A 24946-nucleotide genomic window follows, 5' to 3' on the forward strand; every position below is an offset into this window, starting at 1 on the left:
CGGGGGCGGCGAGGGCACTCAGGACCCCGCCGGCGATCAGGAACGGGTTGCTCGCCACCGTGTGCGCCTCAGTTTCGCTGGAACGGATAGAAGCCGCCGCCGAGACCCAGCAGGCCGGTCAGTTCATCCAGCGCGACGCGGCTCTCCTCCAGCAGGTCGGGACTGGCGAGGTCGGCGGGCGTCAGCCGGTCACGGTAGTGTCTGGCACCCCAGGCCGACAGCCGGGCGTGCAGTTCGTCGGTCAACCGCATGGCCGGGTTGGTCGCGGCCTGTTCGGCCTCGGTCAGCACCACGCGCAGACGCAGGCAGGCGGGGCCGCCGCCGTTGCGCATCGACTGGCGCACATCGACGTATTCGACCCTGCCGATCGGGCCGTTCGAAGCCGCGAGGCGTTCGGCCAAGGCATGGCTGCGGGCGTTGTCGCGGGTCTCGGTCGGGCAGATCAGGGTCAGGCGGTCCTCGCCGGGGATCCGCACAAGCATGGAGTTGAACAGATAGCTGGAGATGGCGTCTGCCAGCGGCAGGTCGGCGGAGGAGACCTCGACGAAGGCCGGTTCGAACCGGTCCCCGGCGGCGGCGCGGATGGCGGCCTTGGTGCCGGCCGTGTCCTCGAAGGCGAGGTCGTGGAAGAACAGGGTCTCCAGCGCCCCGACGCAGACCACGTCATTGTGGAAGGTCCCGCCGGCGATGGCGGCGCGGGACTGGCGGGCCAGCACAACGCCGGACGCGCCGTGGCGGCTGGCCACCGCCTGCGAGGCCTCACGCGTCTGGCGGGCGGGGAAGGCGTCGGCCCAGGGTTCGAAGGCCTCGCGACCCCAGACCAGCAGATTGACGCCGGGCTCGCCGTGGTCGGCGCACAGGCGCACGTGGTTGGCCGCGCCCTCGTCGGCGAGGTGGGCGACGGAGGCCAGGGCGTCGTGAACGGCGAACCGGTCCGGGTCGGGGAAGAGGGCGTCCAGCGACCGCTTCGTCTGTTCGTGCTCCAGCGAGCGATGCAGGTTGGTGACCAGATTGGCGGGGGTGAAATGCACCCGTCCGTCGGCGGCGTCTGCGGACGGCGTCACCGTGGCTGCATTGGCAGCCCACATGGGCGAGGCCGAACAGGCGGCGGCGGCAAAGGTCGGCGCGTCCTTCCAGGCCTGTTCCAGCACCCGGGCGTCGGAGCCGGTGAAGCCGAGGCTGCGCAGGAAGGGGATGTTGGGCCGCTCATGCGGCGGCAGGACATATTGCGGCAGGCCGAGGTCGGCCAGCGTCTTCATCTTGTCGAGGCCCTGCAGGACCGCCGCGCGCGGGTTGGACGCCTCGCCCTTGTTCAGGCTGGAGGCGAGGTTGCCCGGCGACAGACCCGCATAGGAGTGGGTCGGGCCGATCAGGCCGTCGGCATTGGCTTCGAGGGTGGAGGTCATGGCGCGATCGGTGTGATTGGCAGGACTTTGACGAGACCGAGGGTCACCAGCATCGGGAGGCCCCAAAACCAGACCAGGGCCGCCAACGCCAAGCCGGCAACTCCGAAGGCTAGGGAACGCTCTCGTCCAGGGCCAAAGAGGCCTGAGATTGAGATGACGGCGACCAGTCCGCCGAATATGGCGCACCAAACAAGGATCAAGGTGCCCATGCTCCAGTTGCCGCCCCAAGCTTTGACAACTGTGATGAATGCCGACGCGACAACAAAAATCGGGATCCAGACAGCCACAAAGCGAAGGGGATCCTTCAGACGTTCTGAAAGGGGCTCCGGACCAATTCGGCGCTTGTCGCGGAGTTGGAGGTTCATCCCCGCAACCCCTTGATCTCACCTTCAATATTCTTCACCGCCCCGGCCTCGAAACTGGCCACCGGATAGGCGCAGTAGTCGGCGGCGTAGTAGGCGCTGGGGCGGTGATTGCCGCTGGCGCCGAGGCCTCCGAAGGGCATGTCGCCGGCGGCGCCCGTGGTCGGGCGGTTGAAATTCACGACGCCCGCGCGGATGCGGCGGATGAAGCGGTCCCAGTTCGCCGGATCGTCGCTGACCAGACCGGCGGACAGGCCGTAGCGGGTGGCGTTGGCCGCGGCGATCGCGGCGTCGAAGCTGGCGACCCGGGTCACCGACAGGAAGGGGGCGAACATCTCCTCGTCGGGCACATCCACGCCGGTGACGTCGATGATGGCGGGCGCAACAAAGGCACCGGGCAGGTTGCCGACGGGGCCGGAGGCGCGGATCACCTTCGCGCCCGTGTCGATCCGGTCCTGCAGGGCCTTCAGCGCGGCTTCCGCTGCCTTCGCCGAGATCAGCGGTCCCGCGTAAGGCTCGGGCGTCGAATTCCACGGAGCGAGGATCAGCCGCTCGACCATGGCGTTGACCGCCTCGACGATGGCATCGCCCTGCGGCCCTTCCGGCACGATCAGGCGGCGGGCGCAGGAACAGCGCTGGCCCGTGGTGACAAAGGCGGACTGGACCACGATCCCGGCCACGGCCTCGGCATCCGCCGCATCCCAGACCACCAGCGGATTGTTGCCGCCCAGTTCGAGGGCGAGAATGACATGCGGATCATCGGCGAATTTCCGCCGGAAATGGGCACCCGCCGCGCCCGAGCCGGTGAACATCAGGGCGTCGATGCCGCTGTCCAGCAGGGCCGCGCCCGTGTCGCGTCCGCCCTGGACGACATTGACCACGCCGGCCGGCAGGTCCGCCTCGGCGAAGGCCTCGGCCATCAGCTGGCCGATGAGGGGCGTCTCTTCCGACGGCTTGAACACCACCGTGTCGCCGGCCAGCAGGGCCGGGACGATATGGCCGTTGGGCAGGTGGCCGGGGAAGTTGAACGGCCCCAGCACCGCCGCCACGCCATGCGGCCGGTGGCGCAGGGTTGCGTGGCCGAAGCCGGTCTCGGCCGTGCGCTCGCCGGTGCGCTCGTCATAGGCGCGGATCGAGATGTCGACCTTGCCCGCCATGGCGCCGAGCTCGGCCGTGGTCTCCCACAGGGCCTTTCCGGTCTCTCTGGAGATCGCCTCAGCCATGGCCGGGGCGCGGGCCTTCAGCACCGTCTGATAGCGTTTGACCGCATCGATCCGGTCCTGACGCGAGCGGTCCGCCCAGTCGGGGAAGGCGGCGCGGGCGCGGTCGGAGGCGGCCTGAGCCTCGGCAGCCGAGGCGGCGGCACCCTCCCAGACGGTTTCGCCGGTGGCGGGGTCGATGGATTTGAAAGCCGTCATTTGGTCACTCACGTCTTCACCCGCACGATGTCGCCCGTCTTCACCCGCAGGACGTCCGCGGTCTCGGCTGTCAGGGTTACGACATCCCCCTCGATCGCCGCGCGCTGGCGCACCGAGCGGAAGCCGCCGACGCTGGAGGTGGAGATCAGGGCCGGCAGTTCAGCCTCCACCTCCTGCGCCACCGCCACCCTCAGGCTTCGGGCATCGCGGACGGTGCGAATGTTGTCGCGATCGCAGGTCACGGTCGGGCCGGCGTCGAAGATGTCGATCAGGCCGTTGGGGCGGAAGCCTTCGCTCTCCAGCAGGGCCATGGCGGGCACGCCCTGCGGATGGACCTTGCCGATCACGGCGCGGGCGGGCTCGGGCAGCAGGTCCATATAGATCGGGTGGCGCGGGGCCAGATCGAGGATGAACTGTTTGTCGGTCGAGCCGGTCATCCGGTCGGCCTCGTCGAAATCCATCGGGAAGAATTTGTGCGCGACATGGTCCCAGAACGGACAGGCCCCGTCCGGCGTGAAGACCCCGCGCAGCTCGGCCAGCACCGTGTCGGCGAACAAGTCAGGCTCGGCCCCGATCAGCATATAGCGTGACTGGCTCAGCAGTCGTCCGGCGCCGCCCTTGCGCCGGTCGGCCTTGAGGAACAGCGAGCCGACCTCGCTCCAGCCCGTGCATTCGTTGACCAGCACCAGGGTCTTCTGTTCCAGCTTGATGCCGAGTGACGGCGACGACTGGGTGTTGGTCACCACCCGGAAGGAGAAGAACGGCCGGTTCAGCCCGACGGCCGCCTTGACCGAGCCGATGCCGTCGACATCGCCGGTCTCGGTCTCCTCCAGCATCAGGGTGTACCAGCGATGGCTTGGTCCGATCTTGCCGGCAAAGCTGTCGCGGCTCAGGTCCAGCCGCTCGGCCAGCTGGTCGGGATCCTCTGGCAGGCTGGTGAAGCCCGGCCCGGACAGGATGGCCAGCTCCAGCAGGAAGTCGAGGTCGGCGGGGCCGGCGGGACGGACGACGAGCATGGGCTTACATCGTCTCCAGACGCAGGGCTTTGAGTTTCAGCGCATCGATCTCGCCCGAGGCGATCTTGCACAGGATCAGGGCGCTGAGTTGGGCGCGTTCGACGAAGCTGGCGGGCCAGGCGAACTCCTGATCCGAATGGATGTCGCCGCCGAGGACGCCGAGGGTGTCGATGTTTGGCAGGCCTGCTGCGTGCAGGTTGTTGCCTTCGCAGACGCCGCCCGAGGGCTTCCAGGCGATCGGCTGGCCCAGCAGGGCACCGGTCTCGCGGACGGCCTCGAACAGGGCGGTCTGGCTGGCGTCCATCGGTTTGGGTGCGCGGGTCATGCCGCCGTGCAGGTCCAGCGTCAGGCCGGGGAAGGGGGGCTCGGTTGCGATCTGGCGGACCGTTTCGGCGATCCAGGCCGATGACTGGGCGTCAGGGACGCGGACGTTGAAGCGGACGACGGCATTGTCAGCCACGACGTTCAGGGCCCCGCCGCCGCTGATTTTCGCGACGTTGACGGTAACGCCTTCACGCTGGCCGTTCAGACCGTGCAGGCGGGCGGCGATCATGGCCGCGCCGGCGACTGCATTGGCCCCTTCGTGGAAGGCCCGGCCGGCGTGGGCGGCCTTGCCCGTGACGATCAGGTGGTAGTTGCCGCTGCCCTTGCGCGCACCGGCCAGGGTCCCGTCGGACAGCGCCGGCTCATAGGTCATGCCGACATGACCGCGCGCGCCCAGTTCGGCCAGAAGGGCGGCCGAGGCGGGCGAGCCGATTTCCTCATCCGGTGACAACAGGACGGTCCAGCCGACACGCGCCCGGTCCGGATGGGTCTCGAACGCTTCCAGTGCGGCCAGAAGGACAGAAATCCCGCCCTTCATGTCCGCGATGCCCGGGCCGTTCAGGGCGCCATCGGAACGGGTCGTCACGGTCTGGAAGGGGCTCCCGGCAGGGAAGACGGTGTCATAGTGGCCGGTCAGCACGACCTGGATCGGCGCGTCGGGGCGGGCGGTGATCCTCAGCGCATCGGCATGGGCCTCGCTGCGCACCGCACCGTCGTCTGTGACGGTCGTGGACGCCTGTGTCGGGATGCGCACGACCTCGGCCGGCAGGTTCCGGGCCTCGACCTCAAGCAGCGCCAGGACCCGGGCCAGACCATCCGCATTGCGGCTGCCGGAATTCACATTCGCCCAGTCGACGGCGCGGCCGATGATGGCGGGCTCGCGCGCTGCGACATGGTCGAGCACGATCTGGTCGGGGGGTAGAATACGCATGCATCCCAACCCTAGCGGTCCGCAGATGAAAGGTGAAGGCGAGCTGCGGGTTTCCCCTCGGCGACGAGCGAGCTAGGCTCAACCCAACTTTGAGGAGGGACTACCCAATGACTGACTGGATCAAGGCTGTGAATCCGATGGCGTCGATCACGACCGAGGCCGAGGCGATAGGCGCTTCGCGTGCCAGTGCGCTGGCGATCTTTCTCGGTGTGATCTGGGGCGCCGTCGGCGTCTATTTTCTGGTGTCCGGCGGTTCCGCCGAGATGGAGGCCGCAATGGCCGCAGCGGCCGCCGATGCGCCCGAGATGGCAGGGATGGGAGAAATCGCAGTGCAGATCGCCATCTGGAGCGCGATCGGTCTGTGCGTCATCCAACTGGTGTTGGGTCTGGTGCAATGGGCCAAGCCGAATGTCGTCATCCCGATCATCTTCGCGATCCTGGTGGCGTTCAGCCTGCTCTCCGGGCTTTTCAGCATGGTGATGTCGGGGCAGGAAGGCGTGGCTGAAGCGGCTGCACCGGGCTGGCAGTTGTATGTCGGGCTCGTGATTTTGGTTATCCAGCTGGACCTGCACATCGCCGGCATCCGGGGCGCGCGTGCGCTTGACCGGATCCGCCTGGCAGCCGCCCAGTAAGGCCGGATCAAAGACCCGGGCGTCGGTCCTCGCGACCGGTGCCCGGTTCGCGGCTCTGCCGGCGCCAGCGGATCGAAAGACTGGCCTCGCCCTGTCCGCCGAATTTTGAACTCACCGTCAGGTTCCGGCGCACCTGCCACTCGACATTGACCTCCGCACCGGTCTCGCCGCCGCCGATGATCTCCAGATAGACGTCGTCGGTGATGTAGCGTCCGCCGGCGACCGTCAGGCTTGACGCCTGGCCGCCGAACGACAGCCGGTCCAGTCCGGCCAGGGTCTTCAGGTTTCCGATCACATCGAATCCGCCGCCTCCGGCCAGGGCCGCGACGCCGGCCGCCAGTTGCGCGGCCTCGAGGGGTGACAGCTGGGACGCCGAGCGTCCGAACAGGACCCGGGACAGGATTTCGTCCTGTGGCAGGGCCGGGGTCGAGGTCAGGACGATATCCGGCCGCGCTGCCGTCCCCGTGACCCGGATGGAAGCCGTCAGGGCCGGGTCTTCGCGGGTCGCCGTCAGGTTCAACCGGATCTGCTCCGGATTGGTCGAAAGGGTCACTACGCCGCGCTGGTCGAAGACGAATCGCTTGCCGGCGAAGTCATAGTCTCCCCGGACCACACGGGCCGTGCCGCTCAGGGTCGGCCGGGCGAGGGTCCCGGTCACGCGGGCGTCGACGTTCATTTCGACGTTCAGCCCGCGTCCGATGACCCGCACGTCGCCCCCCGGGGATCGCAGGGCGATATCCAGTCCGAATTGAAGGCCGCGCTGCTGGTTCTGGTCCGCCTCGGGGACGTCGCCGCCGGGGCGGTTGATCTCGATGACATCCATGCTCACGATACCGGTCGAGCCGGGCGGATTGGCCTCTATCCGCGCCTGGTCGATGTCCATCTCGCCGGCCAGGGTGATGTTGCCCTCGGTGCCGCGGGTCACGGTCAGAAGCCCGGAGGCCCGGGCTTCGGCGACATCGTTGTCGATGATGCGGAACCGGTTGAGCAGCAGCTGGAAGCTGGATCCCGAGCCCTCTTTCAGGCCGATCCTGCCGTTGCCGCTGACGGATCCTCCTGCGCCGTCGACGGCGCTGAAACGCTCCACCAGGCCCGTCGTATCGTCGAAGCGGCTTGCGAAGGTGACATTGTCCAGCCGAACACCCGTCGCGCTGTCGCGAAAACTGCCCTGTTGCAGATCCAGACGGCCGTTGAGGCGCGGCTCCGCGATTGAACCGGCGATCGCGGCGCGGGCATTGATCTGCCCCGAGAGGGATCGCTCGCCACCGGCCAGAAGGTCCCAGATCGGCTGGATCTGTCCCTCGATGGAGACATCGCCGGACATTGGGCGCGTGCGAACGATCGCCAACCGGAGAGGCGCAGCGGACGCCTCGACAGGCAGGGTGATGTCCGCCACGGCCCGCACCGCGTCCCCGTCTGCCGCATTGGCCTGGACGCGAAGGGTGTTGTTGACGAGCAGGGCGCTCATTGTACCGTCGACTGCGATGCCTCCGGGTGCGTCGATGCTGCGGATATCGTCGAGTGACACATTGGCCGAGCCGGACAGGTCATCGCCGGCCCCGCGCAGCGACAGCCGGCCGGTGACCCGGCCGCGCATGTCCTGAATCAGGGAGCCGAGGTCGATGCTGGTCAGATTGGCTTCGATGATGGCCGCCCGGGAATCCTGCCGAAGTTCGGCCAGGAGCACGCCGCCACCGATGCCCAGATCGAGCCGCGCGATACGGCCATCGCCCGACAGGGCTATGACGGCGGGATTACGGGTATTGAAGGCGATTTCACGCACACGTCCGCCGCCCTCGAGGACGACGGTCTGTGAGGGGCCGCTGCGGGAATAGACTCCGCTTCCCTCGAATGACACCGGTGTGTCCCCCCCGACGTCAGCCTTGAGCGCAAACGGCAGGCGATCCAGCTTGCCGCGACCGTTGAGTTCGAAGGTGCGGAGGACCCAGTCAGAACCCGCCAGCCGCACGTTTTGCCCGGTGACGTCCAGGATCGCGGTATCGGCTCCGGTCCCATCTGTCAGACGGATTCGACCATCTGCCGTGCCCGAGGTGAGGAAGGCTCCGGCGCGCGCCGTGAAGGAGAGGTCGGCGCTTGACGGGATATTGCCCGACAAGGCGAGCGCGCCCTCGGCGGTGATTCCGCCGGCGTCCAGACTCACCCCGGTCAGCCGCAGACTGTCCCCCCCGAGGAAGAAATTCCCGCTGGCTCTTGCCGGGCCGTAGTTTGAACCGGCGGTCAGGGCGATGCGACCGTCCGAGCCGTCGTCTCCCCGCCGAAGGCTGAGGATCATCTCGGCGTCAGTCAGCATCAGTGAGCCGGCGCTCACCCTGGCGAAACGGGCGTTCAGGTCCGCGCGCGGTTCGGCCAGGGTTCCGGTCAGGGTGCCCGCGCCCGTCATTGTTCCGTCAATGGCGACCGGGCCCACGCCGAAAGGTCCGGTGGCGTTCCAGTCCATTGCGATCCGCATGACCCCGTCACCCGCAATCAGACCCCGGGCCGCAGCCGTCGCCCGGGCTCCGGTCAGCTGGGCCCGCTCAACCGCGACCTGACCTTTATCCAGTGTCCCTGTCAGTTGCAGGCGCGGCACGGACCCCAGCAAACGGTCCAGTTCCTCCATGCCGGTCGTCAGACCGCGCCCACGCCCGTCGAACCTGAGCTGCCAGGCGGCACCATTGCGGGCCATGGACGCCGAAACGGCACCGCCGAACCGGCCCCCGGCTTTCGGGTTGAGCCGTGCGGCATCGGTGATGTCGGCACGACCGCGGAAGCCGAGCCCCCCGACGAGCGTGCGCCCGCCCGACCCCGTCAGGGTCACCGCCTGGCCGGTCAGACTGACCCGCTCGAGAAGAACAGCACCGTCGGCCGGTCGCAGGGCCTCGAACGAGAGGCGCGGTGTCGCTCCCATCAGGCTGCCGACTATCCCGGCCGTTGAGCCGCCACGGGCGCGAAGGTCTCCGTCGAGATCCATGCGCCCCGGTCGGACCCGGACGTTGAGCGATCCGCTGAGTCGTTGGGCCCGATAGCTCAACAGCTCGGCGTCGATCAGGTCCACGGATCCGTCCAGCCGCCAACGCGAGGCATCGCCGCGGAAGACCCCCGCATAGGCTGCCGCCGCTCCGCTCGTCTGTCCGGTCAACCGGCTGAGGGATGGTGTCGTGATGGCGAGCCGGATCCCGTCCGGACTGCTCTGGTCCTTGAGCCTGATCTCACCGCTGGCGCGGGACTCCAGGTTCTCCGCGATCAGCCGCCAGCCGACCCCGATCCGTCCGTCGTCATTGCTGTCGCCTGAGGTCGCGAAGCCGAACCGCACGGTGCGACCGATGCGCTCTGCGAACGGGGCCAGCAGATCCGAGCCGGAGAAGTCGGCAAAGCCTGAAATCCGCGTCCGGGTCTCACCGTAGCGGCCCCGGATCACCAGCGGTACGAAGTCGCCGGTGCGAACCGAAGCATCGACGATCTCGCCATTGACGACCGCCGTGGCGAAGAAGGGCTGGTCCGGGGAATAGCCGAGGGCCCCTGCCAGCGGTCCGCCGCGCGCCTCGCTGGCTCTCAGGTTCAGTCTCAGGTCCTCGAGCGCGTTTCCGATGGTCGCATTCAGACGCAGAAAATCGCCCGGCCGGCTGTTGCTGACGGCGCTGACCACGGCTGTCCGGGTCCCCTTGCGCGGCAGCCGGGTCCCACCAGACAGCCTCCAGCGCCCGTACTCCCGGCTGAAGCCCTCCAGCAGCTCGATGTCGGCTGAAAACCGGTCGATATCGATCGACAGCGGCTGTGGGCCCGGCGGTTCGGTCGAGGGCCCGATTTCGGGGCGACGGATCAGCCGGATGACCCCGGCCTCGATCTCGGTCGCGTGGAACCGGCGGGTGATGAGGGGCCACCAGTCCCAGTCGACACGAACCTCTCGCGCCTCCAGCCAGATGCCTCGCGCGTCGGTGATCGTGACGCGGTCGATGGTGAAGTCGTCGAACAGATCGCCGTTCAGGCCCTCCACATTGATCCGGCCAAAGCGGCCGAGTTCCTTGCCGTCAACCAGGGCGGTTACCCGCTCCCGCCCGGAATCCGACAGGAGATACATCCGCCCGCCGACCGCGATGACGACAAGCAAGGCCGCAAGGACAGCCGCCGCGATACCGCCGAAGAAGGCCAGGGCCTGCAGTCGCGTACGCGTCTTCGCTACGGCCTCGACGGGCGTCTCCGGAGCGTCGTCGGCAGGAGGGGCGGGATCGGTCAAAACGCCTGGCCGATGCTGACATAGATCTGGAAGTCGGCGTCTCCGTCTCGCCGGTCAAGCGGGAAGGCGATGTCGGCGCGGATCGGACCGAAGGGGAGTCTGTAGCGCACCCCGATCCCGGCTCCATAACGCAGGTTGTTGAAGTTCGGCGTGGCCTGGAAGCCGATAGCGCCCGCATCGACGAAGGCGACGGCCTGGAAATTCCGCCAGACATTGCGACGGATTTCGACGGAGGTTTCGAAAAGGCTCAGACCGCCCCGCGGGGTGTTGTCCGGAAGCTGCGGCCCGGCACCCTGATACTCAAAACCACGCACCGAACCACCGCCGCCGGAATAGAAGAGACGGTCGGACGGCACGGTCAGTTCCTCACCGCCGATGATCGAGCCGATACGCAACCGACCCGCCAACACCGTCCGAGCTCCGTCCTGCAGAGGCAGATACCCGGTCACCTGGGCTTCGGTCCGAATGAACAGCGTCGTGTCCTCGCCCGTGACGGCCGTGGGCTGCGCGGAAGCGGTGAGACGCCATCCGGAAGTGGGGTCAAGCGGGTCGTCGGAACGGTCCAGATAGCCACTGCCGCGTGCGGTCAGGATCAGCAGGTCACGGTCGAAATTGACCGGCATGCGGGTCAGCGGATCGAACCGGTTCTCATCGTATTTGCCCGCGTCCAGCCCAAGGCCGAAACTGACATGCGAGGTCTTGCCGAGCCGTTGCTGCAGGTCTGCCGACAGGGCGACGGCGGTTCGCCGATAGGCGTCCGTGTCCTCGTTCAGCAGGGCCCCTGACAGTTCGAGGGATTCCCCGGGACGACGCCAGTGCGGCAGACTCAATGCGAGGCCCAGGCGGCTGTCGACATCGGCCGCGCGGGCCTGCCAGACCAGTGTATCGGCGCGTCCGAAACGGTTATGCCAGGTCCAGATCAGGTCGAGGCCAGAGCCTTCGGCGGTCGAGAAGGTCGCCCCGGCCTCGAGAATACGGCGTGGGCGATCCGTCAGGGTGACGATGACCGGGCGGTTGCCGTCTGCATTGGCCTGCTCGCCGGGGCTCAGGGCCACACCGACACTGTCATAGACCCCGGTGTCAACCAGCCGACGCTCCAGCTCCGCGACGTCCTCTGGATCGTAGATCTCGCCTTCGGACCATGGTGCCAGACCGGCAACCCAGTCGGAGTTCGTACGGCTTGTTGTTTCGAGCCTTACACCGTCCAGTCTGACCAGGGCACCGGCTGCAATCCGGAAGCTCGGCTGGACCGTAAAGGCGGTGTGATCGACAACGACCCGGCGGGGTTGGGCGGTCGCGTCGGCATAGCCCCGGCGGGCCAGACCGGCCACGAGCCGGCCCTCGGCGGAGATGATGTCGCCGGCGCGGCCGGCCTGACCCGGTGTCAGTCCGACCTCACCCCTGACCGCGTCCGCAGTCACCTCATCGGGTGCCGGTTCGGTCCAGACCACCTGAATCGCGGCCAGTTCGAAGCGGCGTCCCGGGGTCACGTTGACGATGGCGACAGGGGCATCCTCGCCCTCGACCTCGTCTTCAAGCACCGGCTGATAATAGCCTTCGGATCGCAACAGCGCCTCGGCCGCCTGCAGGGCGCCTCTCGCGCGGCGGCGGGCCTCGAACCGGTTGGACGGGGCACCGTCGACTTCACCAACCGCACGGACCAACTGCGCTCGCAGATCGGCATCCAACGCCCCGCGGATCTCGGCGCGCGGATCGGCGACGGCAGGGGTAGCCAGCAACAGGACGCCGGCCGTGCCGATGAGAATCAAGGCGGGCCTTGGCGTCAAACTGGGACCTTCATCAGGATGCGGAGCGCGAAACCCTCGCTTGCCGCCGGACTGTCGACCGGGGTCAATAGAAGAGTGTTTCACTTTCGGGCTGAACCGATTCCTCGGAAGACAGCTTCTCGGCGGGCGTGGTGGTCGAATCAGCCGGCAGGGCCTCGGCAGCACCCGGGTCAGCCGCCGGAACCCCGGCGTCCTCGGCAACCGGAGCAAGGGGCACCTCAAGCGGCTCGTCCGTAACCGCCGCATCATTGGCGAACGGATCGCTGCAGGCGGCCAGACCGGAGACGATTGAAAGGGCCAGAACGGCGATCAGGCGTTTCATCAGCTGAGTCTTTCCCGGGAACGGCCCTCCAATGCCTGGCCGCATAACCTGTTCCATAACGCCGAACGCGCGCCTGGTCACCACGCGCCGAAACCATTCGTTCGAGAATTTGCGTTAGGCTGCAGGCACGATGGGGGCGTGAATGACCACTACGGCCTATGCGATGGTGTCGCTGGTGCGGTACCGGGAGCTCAAGACACGGATCGCACTGGCGGCCTTTATCGGCTTTACGGCATGGTTCGTGGTCCCCTCGATCTGGCCTCCGCTTTGGTTTGCGGCGGTTCTGGCCACGCAGGCGCTCGATTGGGCAGTTTTCAGGCGGTTCCGCCATCGGCAGGACTGGCAGCCCGACCGTCTCTACGTCGCCCTGTGCTGCGCGGTAACGGCGCTCGGTGTGGCCGTCTATGGGGCCATGAGCGCCTATATGTGGTTCTCCGGTGGCGAGGTCGGGCGTGTGTTCGCCATGGTCCAGTGCGCCGGTGGCCTGCTGCATGTCAGCCTCCACATGCACCATGCCCGACCGGTTCTGATTTCGGCTGTGGCACCCCACGCGACCTATTTCCTCGGCTTGCCGGCGTTCAGTGCCATCGCGAGCCGGAACTGGCCGGAGTTGCTGATCGCGATCGGCTGCATCCTCTATATGAGCCACCTGGTCGTGACGGTTAAGCAGAGTTCTTCCACCACAGGGGCGCTCAAGTCTGCCCGGGACGCCGAGCAGAACGCGCGCCGCAGGGCCGAGGTGGCCAGCGCTGCGAAATCGGACTTTCTCGCGGTGGTCAGTCACGAGATTCGCACGCCGATGAACGCGGTTATCTCCGCTGCCAATCTGCTCCGCCGGACGCGGCTGGACAGTCAGCAGCGGGAGCATGTGTCCATGCTGATCGATGCGGGCGATGTGCTGATGGGCCTCCTCAATGATGTGCTCGATTTTTCCAAGATCGAGGCCGGCAAGATGGAGCTGGAAAGCGCGGACATGGTCGTCCGCGACCGGTTGTCGACGATTGTCCGTCTTTGGGAGCCACGCGCCCTGGCCAATGGTGTCCGGCTCGTGGTGCGGGTCGCACCGGATGTGCCTGCTGTCGTGCGGACGGATCCGCTCAGGGTTCAGCAGATCCTGTTCAACCTGATGTCCAATGCCGTGAAGTTCACCGAGGACGGCGAAGTCAGCATTACCGTCAGCTGGGCGGAGGGCCGGCTGACAATGGCGGTGGCCGACACCGGCTGCGGCATAGCTGCAGACCGGATGGCCCAGATCTTCAACAGTTTCGAACAGGCCGATGTCGGCACAACCCGACGCTATGGCGGCACCGGTCTGGGCCTCTCGATCAGTCGCAAACTGGCCGAACTGATGGGCGGCACCCTGTCCGTGCAGAGCGTCTATGGCGAGGGCTCGACCTTTGTTCTCAGCCTGCCGATGACGGTCGTCGAGAAAGCGACGATCCAGCGGGCCCGGCCGGTCGAGACGGAAGGGTCGCTGGCGGGGCGATCCATCCTGGCCGCGGACGATCACGAGGTGAACCGCCGTATCCTGCAACTGCTGCTGGAGCCGCACGGCTGCCACCTGACCCTGGTCGAGAACGGTGCCGAGGCGGTGGAGGTGGCGTCGGAGCAGAGGTTCGATGCCATCCTGATGGACATGCAGATGCCGGTGATGGACGGGCTTGAGGCGACGCGCCGGATCCGTGCCGGTGCGATGAACGGTGCCACACCGGTGATCGCCCTGACGGCGAATGCGCTCGATCTGCACCGGGCTGCCTGGGAAGCCGCCGGGGTCCAGGGCTTCCTGACCAAGCCGATCGATCCGGGATTGCTCGCGACAACCCTTGCCGCTGCCTGTGCGATCGAGCGACCCGAGCCTGACGCCGCGGTCGCCTGAGCTCTCAGGCCCAGCGGCTCCGGGCATCGGCTAGGGAGATTGACGCCGCTTCCCCTGTCGGTTCGGCAGTTGTTCCGTTGAAGCGCGGTGCCGGTGCCGCCTGCAGCACGCCTGGATCAACAAATGTGCCCCGCGCGACATTGTGCGGATGGCTCGCGGCCTCCGCCCCGGTCAGAACCGGGGTAACGCAGGCGTTCGTGTCCCCGAAATGCGCTGCCCAGTCGTCCCGGTCACGGGTGGCGAAGATCGCCTCGAACCGGGCGTGAAGTGCGGGCCAGGCGGCGAGGTCGAGCTGTGGCGCCTCCTGGTGGCTCAGACCAAGGCCCGTGATCAGGGCATCGTAAAACTGCGGCTCCAGGGCCCCCACCGCTATGAAACGGCCGTCCGCACAGGCGTAACAGCGATAGAAGGGTGCGCCGCCGTCCAGCAGATTGGACCCCCGCGACCCGCTCCACAGGCCGCTTGCACCGAGGGCCTGGAACAGGCTCATCAGCAGGGCCGAGCCGTCGGTCATGGCGGCGTCCACAACGCGGCCCCGGCCCGTCGTCTTCGCTTCCAGCAAGGCCGCGAGCACGCCGGTGACCAGCATCATCGCCCCGCCACCATAGTCGCCGACCAGATTCAGGGGCGGTCGCGGCGGACGATCCGGCTCTCCCATCGCGTGGAGCGCGCCGCTGAGCGCGATATAGTTGATGTCATGGCCTACCTGTTGCGCCATTGGACCGGTCTGACCCCAGCCGGTGATCCGGCCATACACCAGCCTGCCGTTGCGGTCGGTGCAGACATCCGGGCCCAGTCCCAGCCGCTCCATGACGCCGGGGCGGAAGCCCTCGATCAGCGCGTCCGCTGCACCGACCAGATCGAGCACACCGGCAAGATCGGCGGGGTTCTTGAGATTGACGTCAACCGGGGCGCGTCCACGGTGCAGCACCGCCCCGCCGACCTCGCTGAACGCCGCCGGGCCGGCATCGGCGCTGCGGCGCAGGCGCAGGACCTCCGCGCCCATGTCGGCCAGAACCATGCCGGCGAAGGTGACGGGGCCGAGGCCGTCGAACTCGAGGATGCGCAGGCCGGACAGCGGTTTCATCGTGACTGACTAACCCCGGTCCACGCGTTCGTCGAGCCAGCCCTTGACCGCGAGGACGGTTTGCAAGAGAAGGCGCGACGCCGGATTGCAAAAGCACCGGAATGGTATGCGCCCTTAGCTCAGTTGGTTAGAGCATCTGACTTTTAATCAGAGGGTCCTCGGTTCGAGCCCGAGAGGGCGTACCATCTCATCTTATTGATATTAATGCGCGTTTCCTAGAAGTCCGCCAGACGCTTGGCGAGCAGTTGGGAGCCTAGTTGGGCGTTTTTGTTCTCGTTTCGAGCTTTCTGATAGCCGATTCGGCCAGTCCGCCGTCTCGCTTCAGGTAGTGTGAATCGAGGATTGCGCCCACGTCACGCAGGCTGTGACCTGTAATTGTGGCGCTCTCCGCTTCACTGCATCCGGCGACGGCCAAACGGGTGACGGCAGTTCCGCGAAGATCGTGGAACGTCACCCCGGATACCCCGGCTTTCACGCAGGCTTTGCGCCAGGAAGCGCGGAATCCGGATTCTGTCCAAGATGTGCCGGCCTCGGTGGTCAGGATGGTGACCGCGTCCTTTTTGGAGGTCATCACCTTGTCCAGCGCCGCCTTCAAAGGCGCGCCGACCGGGAGCGTCACACGAGCGCCAGTCTTCTGCTGCTTCAGGCGGATCGATTGACCGTCGTAAGCTGTCCAAGTGAGGCGCAGCAGATCGCCCTGACGTTGACCAGTCCACAGCGCGAGGGTCAATGCGAGATGGAGGTGCGCGGGCGCTTTTGCCAAGAACGCCGCCTCATCGGTGTCTGTCCACACGGCCTCTGTCCGATTCGCGCGGTACAGCCTGCCGGGTCTCTCGACCGGGTTCATTGCGATGAGACCGCGATTGAAGGCCCAAGAAAGCGAGCGTGCGAAAACGGCAAACTGATAATCCGCGCCGCGCCGCGATTTTAAGGCGACGCGATCCCGCCAAGCCAGAAACTCTCCGCGAGATCGCCGGTCGGAGATGGCCGCAATCGGAAAGTCACCGAACTCCGCCGCTATTACACGCAGATGCCGCTTGTAGTCCGCTGCGGTCCTGTCAGCGAGGCCGCGAAACTCTGACGACGACTGGTAGGCGTCAAAAATCGAGTGAAGCACGCCAACCGGCGAGGCCTTACGGGCATTCAGCGCTTCGTTGTAGCCGGCGATGAACTCTGGCGAACCAAGCTTACCGCGCAGGCGTGGCCCTCCCTTCCACGCGTAATAGTAGGTCACCAGGGTCCCATCAGCGAGCCGCTTCGAGATCCGATTGAGGCCCTTAAGCCGGACGCGCATGGCGCTTTTCCTTCCACTCATCGAACGGACTAGACGAGTTCTTGTCCCGTTCGTTCTGCCGCTCAATCCTGATTGCGCCGTCAACCGTTATTTCCAGCGCACCCACCTCAAAGCCGGCCGCAAGGAAGCCTTTCAGCGCCTTTGCCACATCGGCCTGAGTGAAGCGGGCGGGAGCTCGGGACATGTTAGCCGGTCGCGAACAGTCGAAAGTTTACCATCGCTGAAGGGCTGGCAGCAGCAGGTACGGCCACGCCCACATTCGAGTTCCCGCTCGCCGTTTTGGTGAGCAGTTTCACCGTGGGAACCCAACTGACGACTTCGCAGGTGGCGATGGCCAATGCCGAGATTTTCAGCCGATCGCAGAGGACCTTGATGTCGACACCGACCATTGCGGACGCGGCCTGTGATCCGCTGGCCATCACGCGACCGGCAATCACGACCCCGCCGAGCAAAGTGACCGCCTGAACCGGGACGCGCAAGGCTCCACCAAATCGATCGTGATGGTCCGTGGTGTACAGAGGCGCGTCAGCAGACGGTGGGGAATCCGGTGACACGGCTTAGGCCTCCGGCTCTGGCAATTCCGAAAGCAAAGGTTTGATCAGCGGCGTCAGCGGAATGGTCAGTTCGGCCAGGCGAGTGTGTTCAAACGACTGATCAAGTTTTTCAAGTGTGTCGTCGTCATCCCGAACCCATTGCCCGAGAGCGAGGTCTGACGTCACTACGCGGTGACCGCTATGGTTGCGGGTAAACCGGACCCTCAGTTCCCAAATCTCGCCTTGACGAACGCCACGTATGACAGCGGGAAGCGCCGGCGGAGATGTGAAGCCCAGAACCTCACCGTTCTCGCCGCGCGTGGCGAAAGAATCCGGCCACGGTGTAGTGGTGCCCAAGTATGGCGGGCGTATCTCGCGATCCAAAGGAGAGAGCGCCTCCGCGATCGTCGCGGCGTCATGGCCAATATCGATGAGCACGGATGCGATTCTGGCGCGGATCAACTCCTCCCGCGGAAACATCACGGCTGTGGTTTTCCCACGATCTTTGTCAATGGGCTTTAGCAGCACCCGAATAGCGGGGTTCCGCAGCTGAGCGTGAACGCGGGCGGCGTCACGGCCTTCTAGCTGCGCGATACGGTTGGCGATCTCAGACAGGGTGAAAGTCAAGGCGGCCTCCGCGGGTACGAGGTTGCATTAGCAAGTAGATTTCAAGCTGTCAAGTTGCTTGAAATCAGATTGCCAAGAACTGCTGCCTAATCCGCTGGAATTGGTCGCCTTGGCGCGCCGAGGTCGCTTTGACAACAGCAAGAGTGGCCAGAGTTTGAGGCCGGCACTCGCCACCGTTTCTAGGAGATCCAACGGTGCGGCCTGTCACTCTGGGTGCGCAGGGATTCCGGCATGGGATCTCCTGACAGCTCAGGACGAGATCGATCGCAGCCCTCTGGCATTTCGTTGATCGCTGAAAGGTTGTAGAGGAGGCTGGGGAGCCGCGAAATGACAAATCCTCTTTTACGGCGACTGGTCGGATTGATCGGGGTCGTCTTGGCCCTAGTCGCCTCGCCGTCGGTCGCGATGGCACGGGGAGTCAACGACCGGATTCTCGTACACTACGGAGCGATCGACTGGCGACGTCCCGAGCCTCGTGCGGTGCTGGTCGCGGACGCGGCCAAGGTGTTTTCGTCCTACAACATGACCGACACGATCTACGCCACCAGTTGGGACGGCACAGTCTTCATCCAGTCGGTGGGCGATGACAGGCTGTTCGTGCAGAGAACAAGGTAACGGGCGCAGTCCTCATCCTATGAGCCCTGGAATCTGAAGGCGCGACGTTGAAGGTTGCGTGTGAGCTAAACCAGCGGGGCTAACTGTTGCATCGGGAGATAAAAACCCCGCACAGTTTATCCTGACGACAGGTAGGGAGAACGAGATGGCGCGGATCATGAACGTCGTAACTATCGCCGGTTCAGTCGATGGACGCGGTTCTCGAAGGGTGCATTACACGTTGGTGAGGGACAACGGGAACAGGGAAGTCCTCGAGCTCCAAGTTTCCGGCGATCGCAATCGAGTGCGGGCCCTATTGGCGGCGAAACATGACGTTGATCCCAGCGATATCACATTCGATGCGCACTACGAAGAATAGGTCAGACGTCGGATGAAGATTTCGGGATCCTCTACGCGTCGCAACTTAGGGCGATGGGCATTTGCCCTCGGGGCCTCGTCCCTGTTGAGACCAGCAGTCTCTTTCGCGCAGAGCGAGGTTACAACCGGCGACGTTGCGGGCGTTGGCGCGCTGGAGGCGAGTACAGCTGTCGCCAACGCCTTGGCGGAAAGTACAGCGCAAGTTGACGCCTTCAACTTCTACGGCCTGCCAAACATCAACGCCGTTGTCGGGTTCGTCACGGAGGCGCTGGCGCTCGGGACCAACCTGGCTGAGAGCGAGCGCCCTTATTTCCGTTTGCGCTTCCCAGAGCAGGCCGCGCAGGTATTGAAGATTGCCCGCGACTACCTCGCCTACGTTGGCGAGCCGGCGGACTTCCCGGCCTTGATCGCTATCCGCGATGCTATGGCTGGGGTTCGGCGTGAGCTGTCGGCCCAAGCGGACGGTAGGGGCATTCCCGCGGCTATTCTCCTGACAATTGCCTTTACCGTCGAATTTGGAGCGACGCGGCGACTAGCAGGACAGCGAGAGTTGCTACGCGCTGTGCTCGACGATTATCGCGTATGGTCTGATACAATGCGGACTATGCTAGATGGCGCGATCCCTTTCCGGAGGAAGGTGGCCGCCGAGGATCACGATATTCAGTTGTCGGCTTTGAGGAATACTCCTTACGGTGAGAGGCTAGGGTTAGCTAATTACACAATTGAGGGATCGCAAACCGAAAAGCGTATTGCTGATCCCTGCGTCATATTTTATACACAATACCTTAGCATTCCCGCACAGTACAGAGCTGGATTTTACGTCTCCGAGTATCAATCGAACATCTTTTGGAATCCTACCTTTGTTTCTTGGATATTGCTTGGGTTCAGTCGAATTAGGACAAGAGATAGCGAGCGTTTTGGCGTCCGTATGATCGAATTCTCATCCGGAGAGAGCAGAGCTATTCGCACTTCAGAAGTCATTGGAGGCCTGCACTCCTCAATCCGCGGAGAGTTCTGTTATCCGATTTCATCACATGGGATCGGAACCCCAGCCCAGGCCATCAGTCAGGCCAACGATCATCCAAACGTTAAGTCCGACCTAGAGAGCCGTACCTCCATCATCGCAGCGATCCACAACGCAAACGCATGCCGCATAGAAATTGCCCTGAGCGGGCGAGCGATGGGCATGCTCGAGCGTTTCGACGGTGTGCGGGAGTTCTTCGAGCGGCAGATATGAAAAGGCCTAGCTCCCTCCTTGCCGGCTTTTTGGGCCTGCTTCTCGCAAGTTGGTTGCTTGCCGCATTCCCCGGCCACGCGGCGGCGGAAGAGCAGACTTTCGCTCCGGCTCAACTCACAGACCAACGCCGCTGGAATGCGATCGGCCCCATGTTGCGGGCGGTCGAGCCAGCATATGCCCGTCACAGTGATCAGCGCGCGGCCGCCGAGGCCGTTGCCGCCCAGCGGTTAGATCGCCAGCTGGCCTGGAGTGGCGAGGCCGGAGTGCTATTGATGGTGCCGCTTCAGGAGCCTGTCACTGCGGACGAAACATATTCTGGCCCGGCTACCCGACTAGGCACTCCTGTTGTGATCGGAGTTGGAGCTCATCCATTTGACGCAGCGGCGGCGGAGCTCTCACCTGGCCCGCTTCTTGTCGAAACGTCAGAGGGAATGCGTTTCGCGCCTTTGCGCAGTCAGTTCATCTGGGTGACCAAAGAAAGCAACCGGTTGCGATTTCGACACCTGACAGTGTCCGAATCGCGAGCCTTGCGGGCAGCGGTCAACCGATTTCGGAGCGGTGACATTGCAAGTCGTGCGCAGCGCCGCGCTCGCTTCTCGCGGATTGTAAGGGGTGTGGCGACAGAATTCCTAAGACAACCGAGCAGCGCAGCTCTCGCCGGCCCGGTCGAAAATGCTCAGGTTGCCTACGAACAGGCGCGCACCGGGCTTGATAGGGCTGAACGGAACAGCTGGGAGTGGCGCGATTGGGATATGGGGTCGGCCAAAGCCTACGACATAGTACATAATTACAGAGCGATTCTGACGCTGGCGGAGTTGCGCGCGCAGGCTCAAGCACTGGCCATACCAGCCTTACGCAATGACATCCGCCGAGCACGCAATGTTGAGGCGCTGGAGCAGGTTCTCCTGGACCACCGCGAAAAGCTCCACCAACTCCTAGCGCAAAACGACGTTACGCAGATTTGTCGTACAGAGCTGCAAGCCTATAGGTCCTTCATCGCCAGCATGGGCATGTCCGCAGAGCGGGCGATATTCATCGATCAGCTCTTACCAGGACGTGGTGACAGTGACTGTCCTACCACTTGACGCCCAGCCTACCCCAAAAGTCGTTCCATTCGTCTTCCACGTTGCGGCTGAAGCGCCCTAACTCTTGCTGTACGTTGCCGGCGACGCGGCTAGCTTCGCCCGGACCAAACGCTGGCTTTAGAATTTCTTCGAGAATGTCGGTGCCGAAAATTCTTCCCAGGATATCACCAACGTCCTCAATTTTTACGCTTAGCCCTTTGAGGTGTTTAGCGATTTCGCTGGCCGACACGCCGCCCAACATCAAGACACGGGAGAAGACCTTTGCAGCATTCGGTAAGTTCCTGACGTGCCTCCACGCTTCGTCGACAATGGCCTGGGCTGCAAAGCCTCCCTTGCGCATCAGCCAAGCAAGGTTCTCGGCAATTTTCTCGACCGCTGCCCCAGCAAATTGTTCGGCCCATTGGCGTAGCGTGGTCAGCACTTCGGTCGCGGCGTAGAGCTTGCTCAGCGTGCCTACAACCGTCTCGAAGGCGAACTCACCAAGCGCTGCGGCACCATCGCGCACCAGTTCCAGCGCTCGGCCAGCCGTGGCGCCAGCTTGGTGCATAATGGTGATGAGCTGCTCGGCTGTAGCATGGCATTCCACCACGAGGTACGTCACAAGCTTGCGCCCGGCTTCGGCCGCCGACAGTGTGTAGCGTACCGCTCCCAGCAAAAAGGCCTTCACGAGCTCGACTGCGTCGCGCAGCAATACCCTTGCCGCTTCGTACAGGGCTAGGGAGACCAGTTTGGCCAAGTCCTTGAGCCGGTCGGGGTCGATCTCTAGCGGCCGTGGCAGCGACACTGTGAAACCTGCAATGGTCAGGCTCGCTTCCACTGCAATCTTCGCTGCACCGGTTCCATCGCCCGTGACGGCGAAAGAGCCGCTGAAGTTTCCCAGACCTTGCAGATTGAAGCCCGACGTGAACGGCACGTCCACCGTCTGCTGAAACTTGAAACCGCCCTTGGCCGATAGACCGTTGACCCCGGCATGGACCTCGAGCGGAACGTCGGCGATGTAATTCAAGCTGGCTCGAGTCTTGAGGGTGATGCCTCCTCGCTCAATCGCGCCTTCCATGCGCTGGATGGTTTGACCCAGGAAATCCACAATCAGCGAGGCCCGTGCTGTCCCCGCTCCGGTGTCAATCGCGATTCCGATAGCGTCGGGGGCAAAGCGCGGCCCAACGTACTGGGTCGGCGGGCGCACTCCGGTGCCGCGAAGTGCCAGCACCCTTCCAAGCTTCAGGGGGTTTGTCAGCACGGTCGCTGCCATTGCGCTTTGATGCACGTCGACGGAGAAATACCCCGGCGCGCCGAAAACGGTGATGCCCGAGCGCGCCGTTAAGCCCTTTTCCAGCGTAACCCCGCTGGCCGAGCGTGCGCCTTGTTTTGCGGCGTAGTAGGCATAGCCATTGCTCAATGTGATTGCTTCATCGATCCCCGCCGGCGGGGTCACGGCCACGGGGCTTAAAAGGTTGAGGACATCGCCGATCATCAGTTCGTTGATGCTCAGTTCAATGGTATCAGGCACTGGCGAGCGGTTTTCGGCTGAGTATTCAAACCGAAAGGTGCCGCCGTTCCCCGAGCCGCCAGGCAGCAGGTAGCGACCGTCGGCAGCGATGCCGTAGTTGGCCGCGCCGAGCGAACCCCTGACCTCTGCGAAGAGTTTGCTGAGGGTGATGGCTTGGAACGGGATTCCCCGAGGCATGGACGGCGGGTTAGGCACCGGCACACGGATGGCCACGCTGGTCGTATCGAAATGCATATCTGCCGGGATTGGCGGAATCTGAGCGCCGAGCAGTTTGGGAATGACTTTGCCTTCGAGCTCTACGTCGCCATTTGCACCTACGGTCAGACGCTGGAAGCGCGCCTCCAGCACGGGGTCCAAGTCGAAACGCAGTTCCTTCGCGACCGAAAATGCAGGGATCTGCCCGTTCATTGTCACAGAGAACACAGACCCCCCCAGCGTCAGGGCGTCTAGCACCGGACTGTTCAGCCGCAGATGCAGGTTGTCGAACCCCTGCCTGAACTCGAGGGCCTCGGCCTCTAGTCCGGTTATGGCGACGTCTACGCCAGCCATTCTTCGCGACGCAGCAGTCCACCAAAGCGCGTCAATGGCCACAAGGTCGGAGATGGCTTTGAAGTCGCCTCGAAGCAGGTCAAGTGGGTTGCTGGTGGCGAAGGTCAATGCATATCCGATGCCTTCTGGTTCACGAAAGAAGCGCAATTCGCAGTCGATCCGAAGGCCGAGCTGCATCGAACCAGTGAGGCGAAGCTCCGCCGGTGCCAGTTGGGCAACGGAGACGCGCGAAAGCTGAAGGCGCGTCGTGTCGATCCATTTTCTGATGGATTCTGCCGCAGATGGGGCAAAATCAATGATGTCGAGCGCCAGGGTGCGTGTCTGCTGTGCGCTGGCAACCAGCTTGTAGAGGTCGTCGAACGTCACAGTGCCTCGCATAGCGTTTTGATGAAAAAGATCGGAGCGGAAGAGCGTTCAAGCCGATCAAACTGATAATGTGCTCACGATATTGAAGTAGAAATGGCCATCGCGCGGCTAGACAGCGGTCGCGGCGATTCCCTATATTGAAAATGGGGTGCCTTTACTATCGTACGCGATTCAAATTCATTTACTGCGACGCATATTTGCGTACTCGAATCCCGATTTCCCAAAACATCTCCAGCAAGAATTTTGTCCCGTTCATCGCCGCCCAATTATCTGCGGATGAAACATCGCTTCAACGATCCTCCGAAACAAGCGATTTTATGAATGGAATATGTATGCGGGTTATCGAAAGTAATCGGGAAAAGCGGGGCGAATACTGTCAACAATATAGAAAAATGAGGAAAAACTTTCCTGTGAAAGCTTGAACCGCAAGACTTTTATCAATAAGCTGACCTGCCACGATGCTTGCCCGTTAGCCGAAGAGGATTGCGATGCCGTTCGTCTCGACCAACTACGCCACTAACCCCAAAGCGCCCGCTGGCACATGGGTCTGCGCTCCGACCTCGGCGATCCCGCCGTCTGGGAGCGTGCCGACGACCAACACGAATCATCCGGACTACTGCGGGCAGTGCGTGTCTTACGTGAAGCAGGTCTGTCCAACGCTCCCTGCGAAAGTCGGGGATTGGACAAAGGGAGCGTCGGTCAGGCGTCACCCGTCGATCGTAGCCGGAACGGTCATCGCGACATTCGATTCCAACGGCGCTTATTCCGGTCACGCCGCGATTTATGTCAGCCAGACAGCCGATGCTATCAACGTCTACGACCAGTACCAGACTCCGCCCAATCCGAAGGCAATTGGACCGCGCCCGCTTAGGTTCAACGGATCCGGCGTGAATGATGGCGACAACTATTTTGTCGTCGAGGGCTGATAGCCTGGCACCACTGGACGTAGGGATGCCCCGATAATGGCTAGGCGTGGGGATGGCGTGGCCCTTATCGCCTCGCCGGCGTGATCTCCGAGAGTGATGCTTAGCGACAGAACCCGTTTTGGCCTGCAGTTCCGCAGGCGCGGCGGAGCACTCCACGTGTGATCCCTTTGATCACTGTTGTCGTGCTGGTTTTTGGTGGCCGCGAGGCTTGATGTGCGCATCCTCTGCGGCTGAAGCCAAAAAACTCGGGGCAGGGGCAAAGACCGCCCCTGACGGTGGGCTCAACCGGTGACCGCAACACGCTAACTTTTCTTCGGAGATGGAGCGTGGGTCATGAAGCAGCGGCGGCGGATCTACTACTCGGCGGCCCAGAGGGCTGAAATCTGGGATCGCTGGAAGGCCGGCGAGTCGATGAGTTCGATCGGACGGCGGTTCGATCGCGAGTCCTCGTC

At 64.2% G+C, this 24946-nt stretch carries 19 protein-coding genes and 1 tRNA gene; 7 read left to right on the plus strand and 13 right to left on the minus strand.

The window, feature by feature from the left end; all coding sequences use genetic code 11:
- Window positions 1–68: 68 nt before the first annotated feature.
- From astB to Q0053_RS03255, 5 genes are read right to left on the minus strand one after another with little or no spacing between them, the layout of a single operon-like run.
- Window positions 69–1406: an N-succinylarginine dihydrolase gene (astB, locus tag Q0053_RS03235; RefSeq protein ID WP_298095943.1), complete on the minus strand. Its 1338-nt coding sequence runs from the start codon at window positions 1404–1406 to the stop codon at window positions 69–71.
- A complete protein-coding gene (locus tag Q0053_RS03240; RefSeq protein ID WP_298095945.1) occupies window positions 1403–1771 on the minus strand; it encodes a hypothetical protein in 369 nt (122 codons plus the stop codon). Before Q0053_RS03240 ends, astB begins: the two co-directional genes overlap by 4 nt.
- Window positions 1768–3186, minus strand: coding sequence for a succinylglutamate-semialdehyde dehydrogenase (astD, locus tag Q0053_RS03245; protein ID WP_298095947.1), 1419 nt, complete (start codon window positions 3184–3186; stop codon window positions 1768–1770). The genes Q0053_RS03240 and astD overlap by 4 nt, the downstream gene beginning before the upstream one ends.
- An 8-nt stretch (window positions 3187–3194) precedes the next feature.
- Window positions 3195–4202 carry an arginine N-succinyltransferase gene (locus Q0053_RS03250; RefSeq protein WP_298095949.1) on the minus strand — a complete coding sequence of 336 codons (1008 nt, stop codon included), beginning with the start codon at window positions 4200–4202 and terminating at the stop codon, window positions 3195–3197.
- A 4-nt stretch (window positions 4203–4206) separates the two neighbouring features.
- Window positions 4207–5457 carry a hydrolase gene (locus Q0053_RS03255; RefSeq protein WP_298095950.1) on the minus strand — a complete coding sequence of 417 codons (1251 nt, stop codon included), beginning with the start codon at window positions 5455–5457 and terminating at the stop codon, window positions 4207–4209.
- Window positions 5458–5564: 107 nt separating this feature from the next.
- On the opposite strand from Q0053_RS03255, the gene Q0053_RS03260 reads away from it, so the two are divergent.
- Complete coding sequence (locus tag Q0053_RS03260) at window positions 5565–6089, plus strand: hypothetical protein (RefSeq protein ID WP_298095952.1); 525 nt, start codon at window positions 5565–5567, stop codon at window positions 6087–6089.
- A gap of 7 nt (window positions 6090–6096) precedes the next feature.
- Here Q0053_RS03260 and Q0053_RS03265 read toward each other — a convergent pair whose 3' ends face one another.
- The 3 genes from Q0053_RS03265 to Q0053_RS03275 all read right to left on the minus strand — a co-directional run bounded on the left by Q0053_RS03265 (window position 6097) and on the right by Q0053_RS03275 (window position 12432).
- A complete protein-coding gene (locus tag Q0053_RS03265) occupies window positions 6097–10323 on the minus strand; it encodes a translocation/assembly module TamB domain-containing protein (RefSeq protein WP_298095954.1) in 4227 nt (1408 codons plus the stop codon).
- Entirely contained in the window at window positions 10320–12092 is a 1773-nt protein-coding gene (locus Q0053_RS03270) for an autotransporter assembly complex family protein (RefSeq protein ID WP_298095956.1), read from the minus strand. Before Q0053_RS03270 ends, Q0053_RS03265 begins: the two co-directional genes overlap by 4 nt.
- Before the next feature lie 82 nt (window positions 12093–12174).
- Window positions 12175–12432, minus strand: a complete 258-nt coding sequence (locus tag Q0053_RS03275; RefSeq protein WP_298095958.1) for a hypothetical protein — start codon at window positions 12430–12432, stop codon at window positions 12175–12177.
- Window positions 12433–12574: 142 nt separating this feature from the next.
- Between Q0053_RS03275 and Q0053_RS03280 the strand changes: the two genes are divergently transcribed.
- Complete coding sequence (locus tag Q0053_RS03280; protein ID WP_298095960.1) at window positions 12575–14308, plus strand: ATP-binding protein; 1734 nt, start codon at window positions 12575–12577, stop codon at window positions 14306–14308.
- Window positions 14309–14312: 4 nt separating this feature from the next.
- Here the strand turns inward: Q0053_RS03280 and Q0053_RS03285 are convergent, their stop codons facing one another.
- The gene (locus Q0053_RS03285) at window positions 14313–15395 is read right to left on the minus strand and encodes a CaiB/BaiF CoA-transferase family protein (RefSeq protein WP_298095962.1); all 1083 of its coding nucleotides are present in this window, start codon (window positions 15393–15395) and stop codon (window positions 14313–14315) included.
- 108 nt (window positions 15396–15503) lie between these two features.
- On the opposite strand from Q0053_RS03285, the gene Q0053_RS03290 reads away from it, so the two are divergent.
- Window positions 15504–15580, plus strand: a tRNA-Lys gene (locus Q0053_RS03290).
- Window positions 15581–15648: 68 nt separating this feature from the next.
- Here Q0053_RS03290 and Q0053_RS03295 read toward each other — a convergent pair.
- From Q0053_RS03295 to Q0053_RS03305, 3 genes are all read right to left on the minus strand, one after another.
- Window positions 15649–16689, minus strand: a complete 1041-nt coding sequence (locus Q0053_RS03295) for a tyrosine-type recombinase/integrase (protein WP_298095965.1) — start codon at window positions 16687–16689, stop codon at window positions 15649–15651.
- 185 nt (window positions 16690–16874) lie between these two features.
- On the minus strand, window positions 16875–17243 hold the full coding sequence (locus Q0053_RS03300) for a capsid cement protein (protein ID WP_298095968.1): 369 nt from the start codon (window positions 17241–17243) through the stop codon (window positions 16875–16877).
- A 3-nt stretch (window positions 17244–17246) separates the two neighbouring features.
- Window positions 17247–17849 carry a hypothetical protein gene (locus Q0053_RS03305; RefSeq protein ID WP_298095971.1) on the minus strand — a complete coding sequence of 201 codons (603 nt, stop codon included), beginning with the start codon at window positions 17847–17849 and terminating at the stop codon, window positions 17247–17249.
- 327 nt (window positions 17850–18176) lie between these two features.
- On the opposite strand from Q0053_RS03305, the gene Q0053_RS03310 reads away from it, so the two are divergent.
- The 3 genes from Q0053_RS03310 to Q0053_RS03320 all read left to right on the plus strand — a co-directional run bounded on the left by Q0053_RS03310 (window position 18177) and on the right by Q0053_RS03320 (window position 21143).
- A complete protein-coding gene (locus Q0053_RS03310) occupies window positions 18177–18464 on the plus strand; it encodes a hypothetical protein (protein ID WP_298095974.1) in 288 nt (95 codons plus the stop codon).
- Between the two features lie 442 nt (window positions 18465–18906).
- The gene (locus Q0053_RS03315; protein ID WP_298095976.1) at window positions 18907–20058 is read left to right on the plus strand and encodes a hypothetical protein; all 1152 of its coding nucleotides are present in this window, start codon (window positions 18907–18909) and stop codon (window positions 20056–20058) included.
- Between the two features lie 29 nt (window positions 20059–20087).
- Window positions 20088–21143 (plus strand): hypothetical protein, encoded by a 1056-nt coding sequence (locus Q0053_RS03320; protein WP_298095979.1) that lies wholly within the window; start codon window positions 20088–20090, stop codon window positions 21141–21143.
- Here the strand turns inward: Q0053_RS03320 and Q0053_RS03325 are convergent.
- Window positions 21133–23568, minus strand: coding sequence for a hypothetical protein (locus Q0053_RS03325; protein WP_298095982.1), 2436 nt, complete (start codon window positions 23566–23568; stop codon window positions 21133–21135). The two genes, Q0053_RS03320 and Q0053_RS03325, sit on opposite strands and share 11 nt — an antisense overlap.
- Before the next feature lie 488 nt (window positions 23569–24056).
- On the opposite strand from Q0053_RS03325, the gene Q0053_RS03330 reads away from it, so the two are divergent.
- Complete coding sequence (locus Q0053_RS03330) at window positions 24057–24494, plus strand: BPSL0067 family protein (protein WP_298095984.1); 438 nt, start codon at window positions 24057–24059, stop codon at window positions 24492–24494.
- The last annotated feature ends 452 nt before the right edge of the window (window positions 24495–24946 follow it).

The organism is Brevundimonas sp. (assembly GCF_027487935.1).
Lineage (GTDB): Bacteria > Pseudomonadota > Alphaproteobacteria > Caulobacterales > Caulobacteraceae > Brevundimonas.

What these genes read in the sequence shown, in the direction of transcription:
- astB (WP_298095943.1), bottom strand. Translation starts at nt 1,406, where the DNA reads ATGACCTCCACCCTCGAAGCCAATGCCGACGGCCTGATCGGCCCGACC.
- Q0053_RS03240 (WP_298095945.1), bottom strand. Translation starts at nt 1,771, where the DNA reads ATGAACCTCCAACTCCGCGACAAGCGCCGAATTGGTCCGGAGCCCCTT.
- astD (WP_298095947.1), bottom strand. Translation starts at nt 3,186, where the DNA reads ATGACGGCTTTCAAATCCATCGACCCCGCCACCGGCGAAACCGTCTGG.
- Q0053_RS03250 (WP_298095949.1), bottom strand. Translation starts at nt 4,202, where the DNA reads ATGCTCGTCGTCCGTCCCGCCGGCCCCGCCGACCTCGACTTCCTGCTG.
- Q0053_RS03255 (WP_298095950.1), bottom strand. Translation starts at nt 5,457, where the DNA reads ATGCGTATTCTACCCCCCGACCAGATCGTGCTCGACCATGTCGCAGCG.
- Q0053_RS03260 (WP_298095952.1), top strand. Translation starts at nt 5,565, where the DNA reads ATGACTGACTGGATCAAGGCTGTGAATCCGATGGCGTCGATCACGACC.
- Q0053_RS03275 (WP_298095958.1), bottom strand. Translation starts at nt 12,432, where the DNA reads ATGAAACGCCTGATCGCCGTTCTGGCCCTTTCAATCGTCTCCGGTCTG.
- Q0053_RS03280 (WP_298095960.1), top strand. Translation starts at nt 12,575, where the DNA reads ATGACCACTACGGCCTATGCGATGGTGTCGCTGGTGCGGTACCGGGAG.
- Q0053_RS03285 (WP_298095962.1), bottom strand. Translation starts at nt 15,395, where the DNA reads ATGAAACCGCTGTCCGGCCTGCGCATCCTCGAGTTCGACGGCCTCGGC.
- Q0053_RS03295 (WP_298095965.1), bottom strand. Translation starts at nt 16,689, where the DNA reads ATGCGCGTCCGGCTTAAGGGCCTCAATCGGATCTCGAAGCGGCTCGCT.
- Q0053_RS03310 (WP_298095974.1), top strand. Translation starts at nt 18,177, where the DNA reads ATGACAAATCCTCTTTTACGGCGACTGGTCGGATTGATCGGGGTCGTC.
- Q0053_RS03330 (WP_298095984.1), top strand. Translation starts at nt 24,057, where the DNA reads ATGCCGTTCGTCTCGACCAACTACGCCACTAACCCCAAAGCGCCCGCT.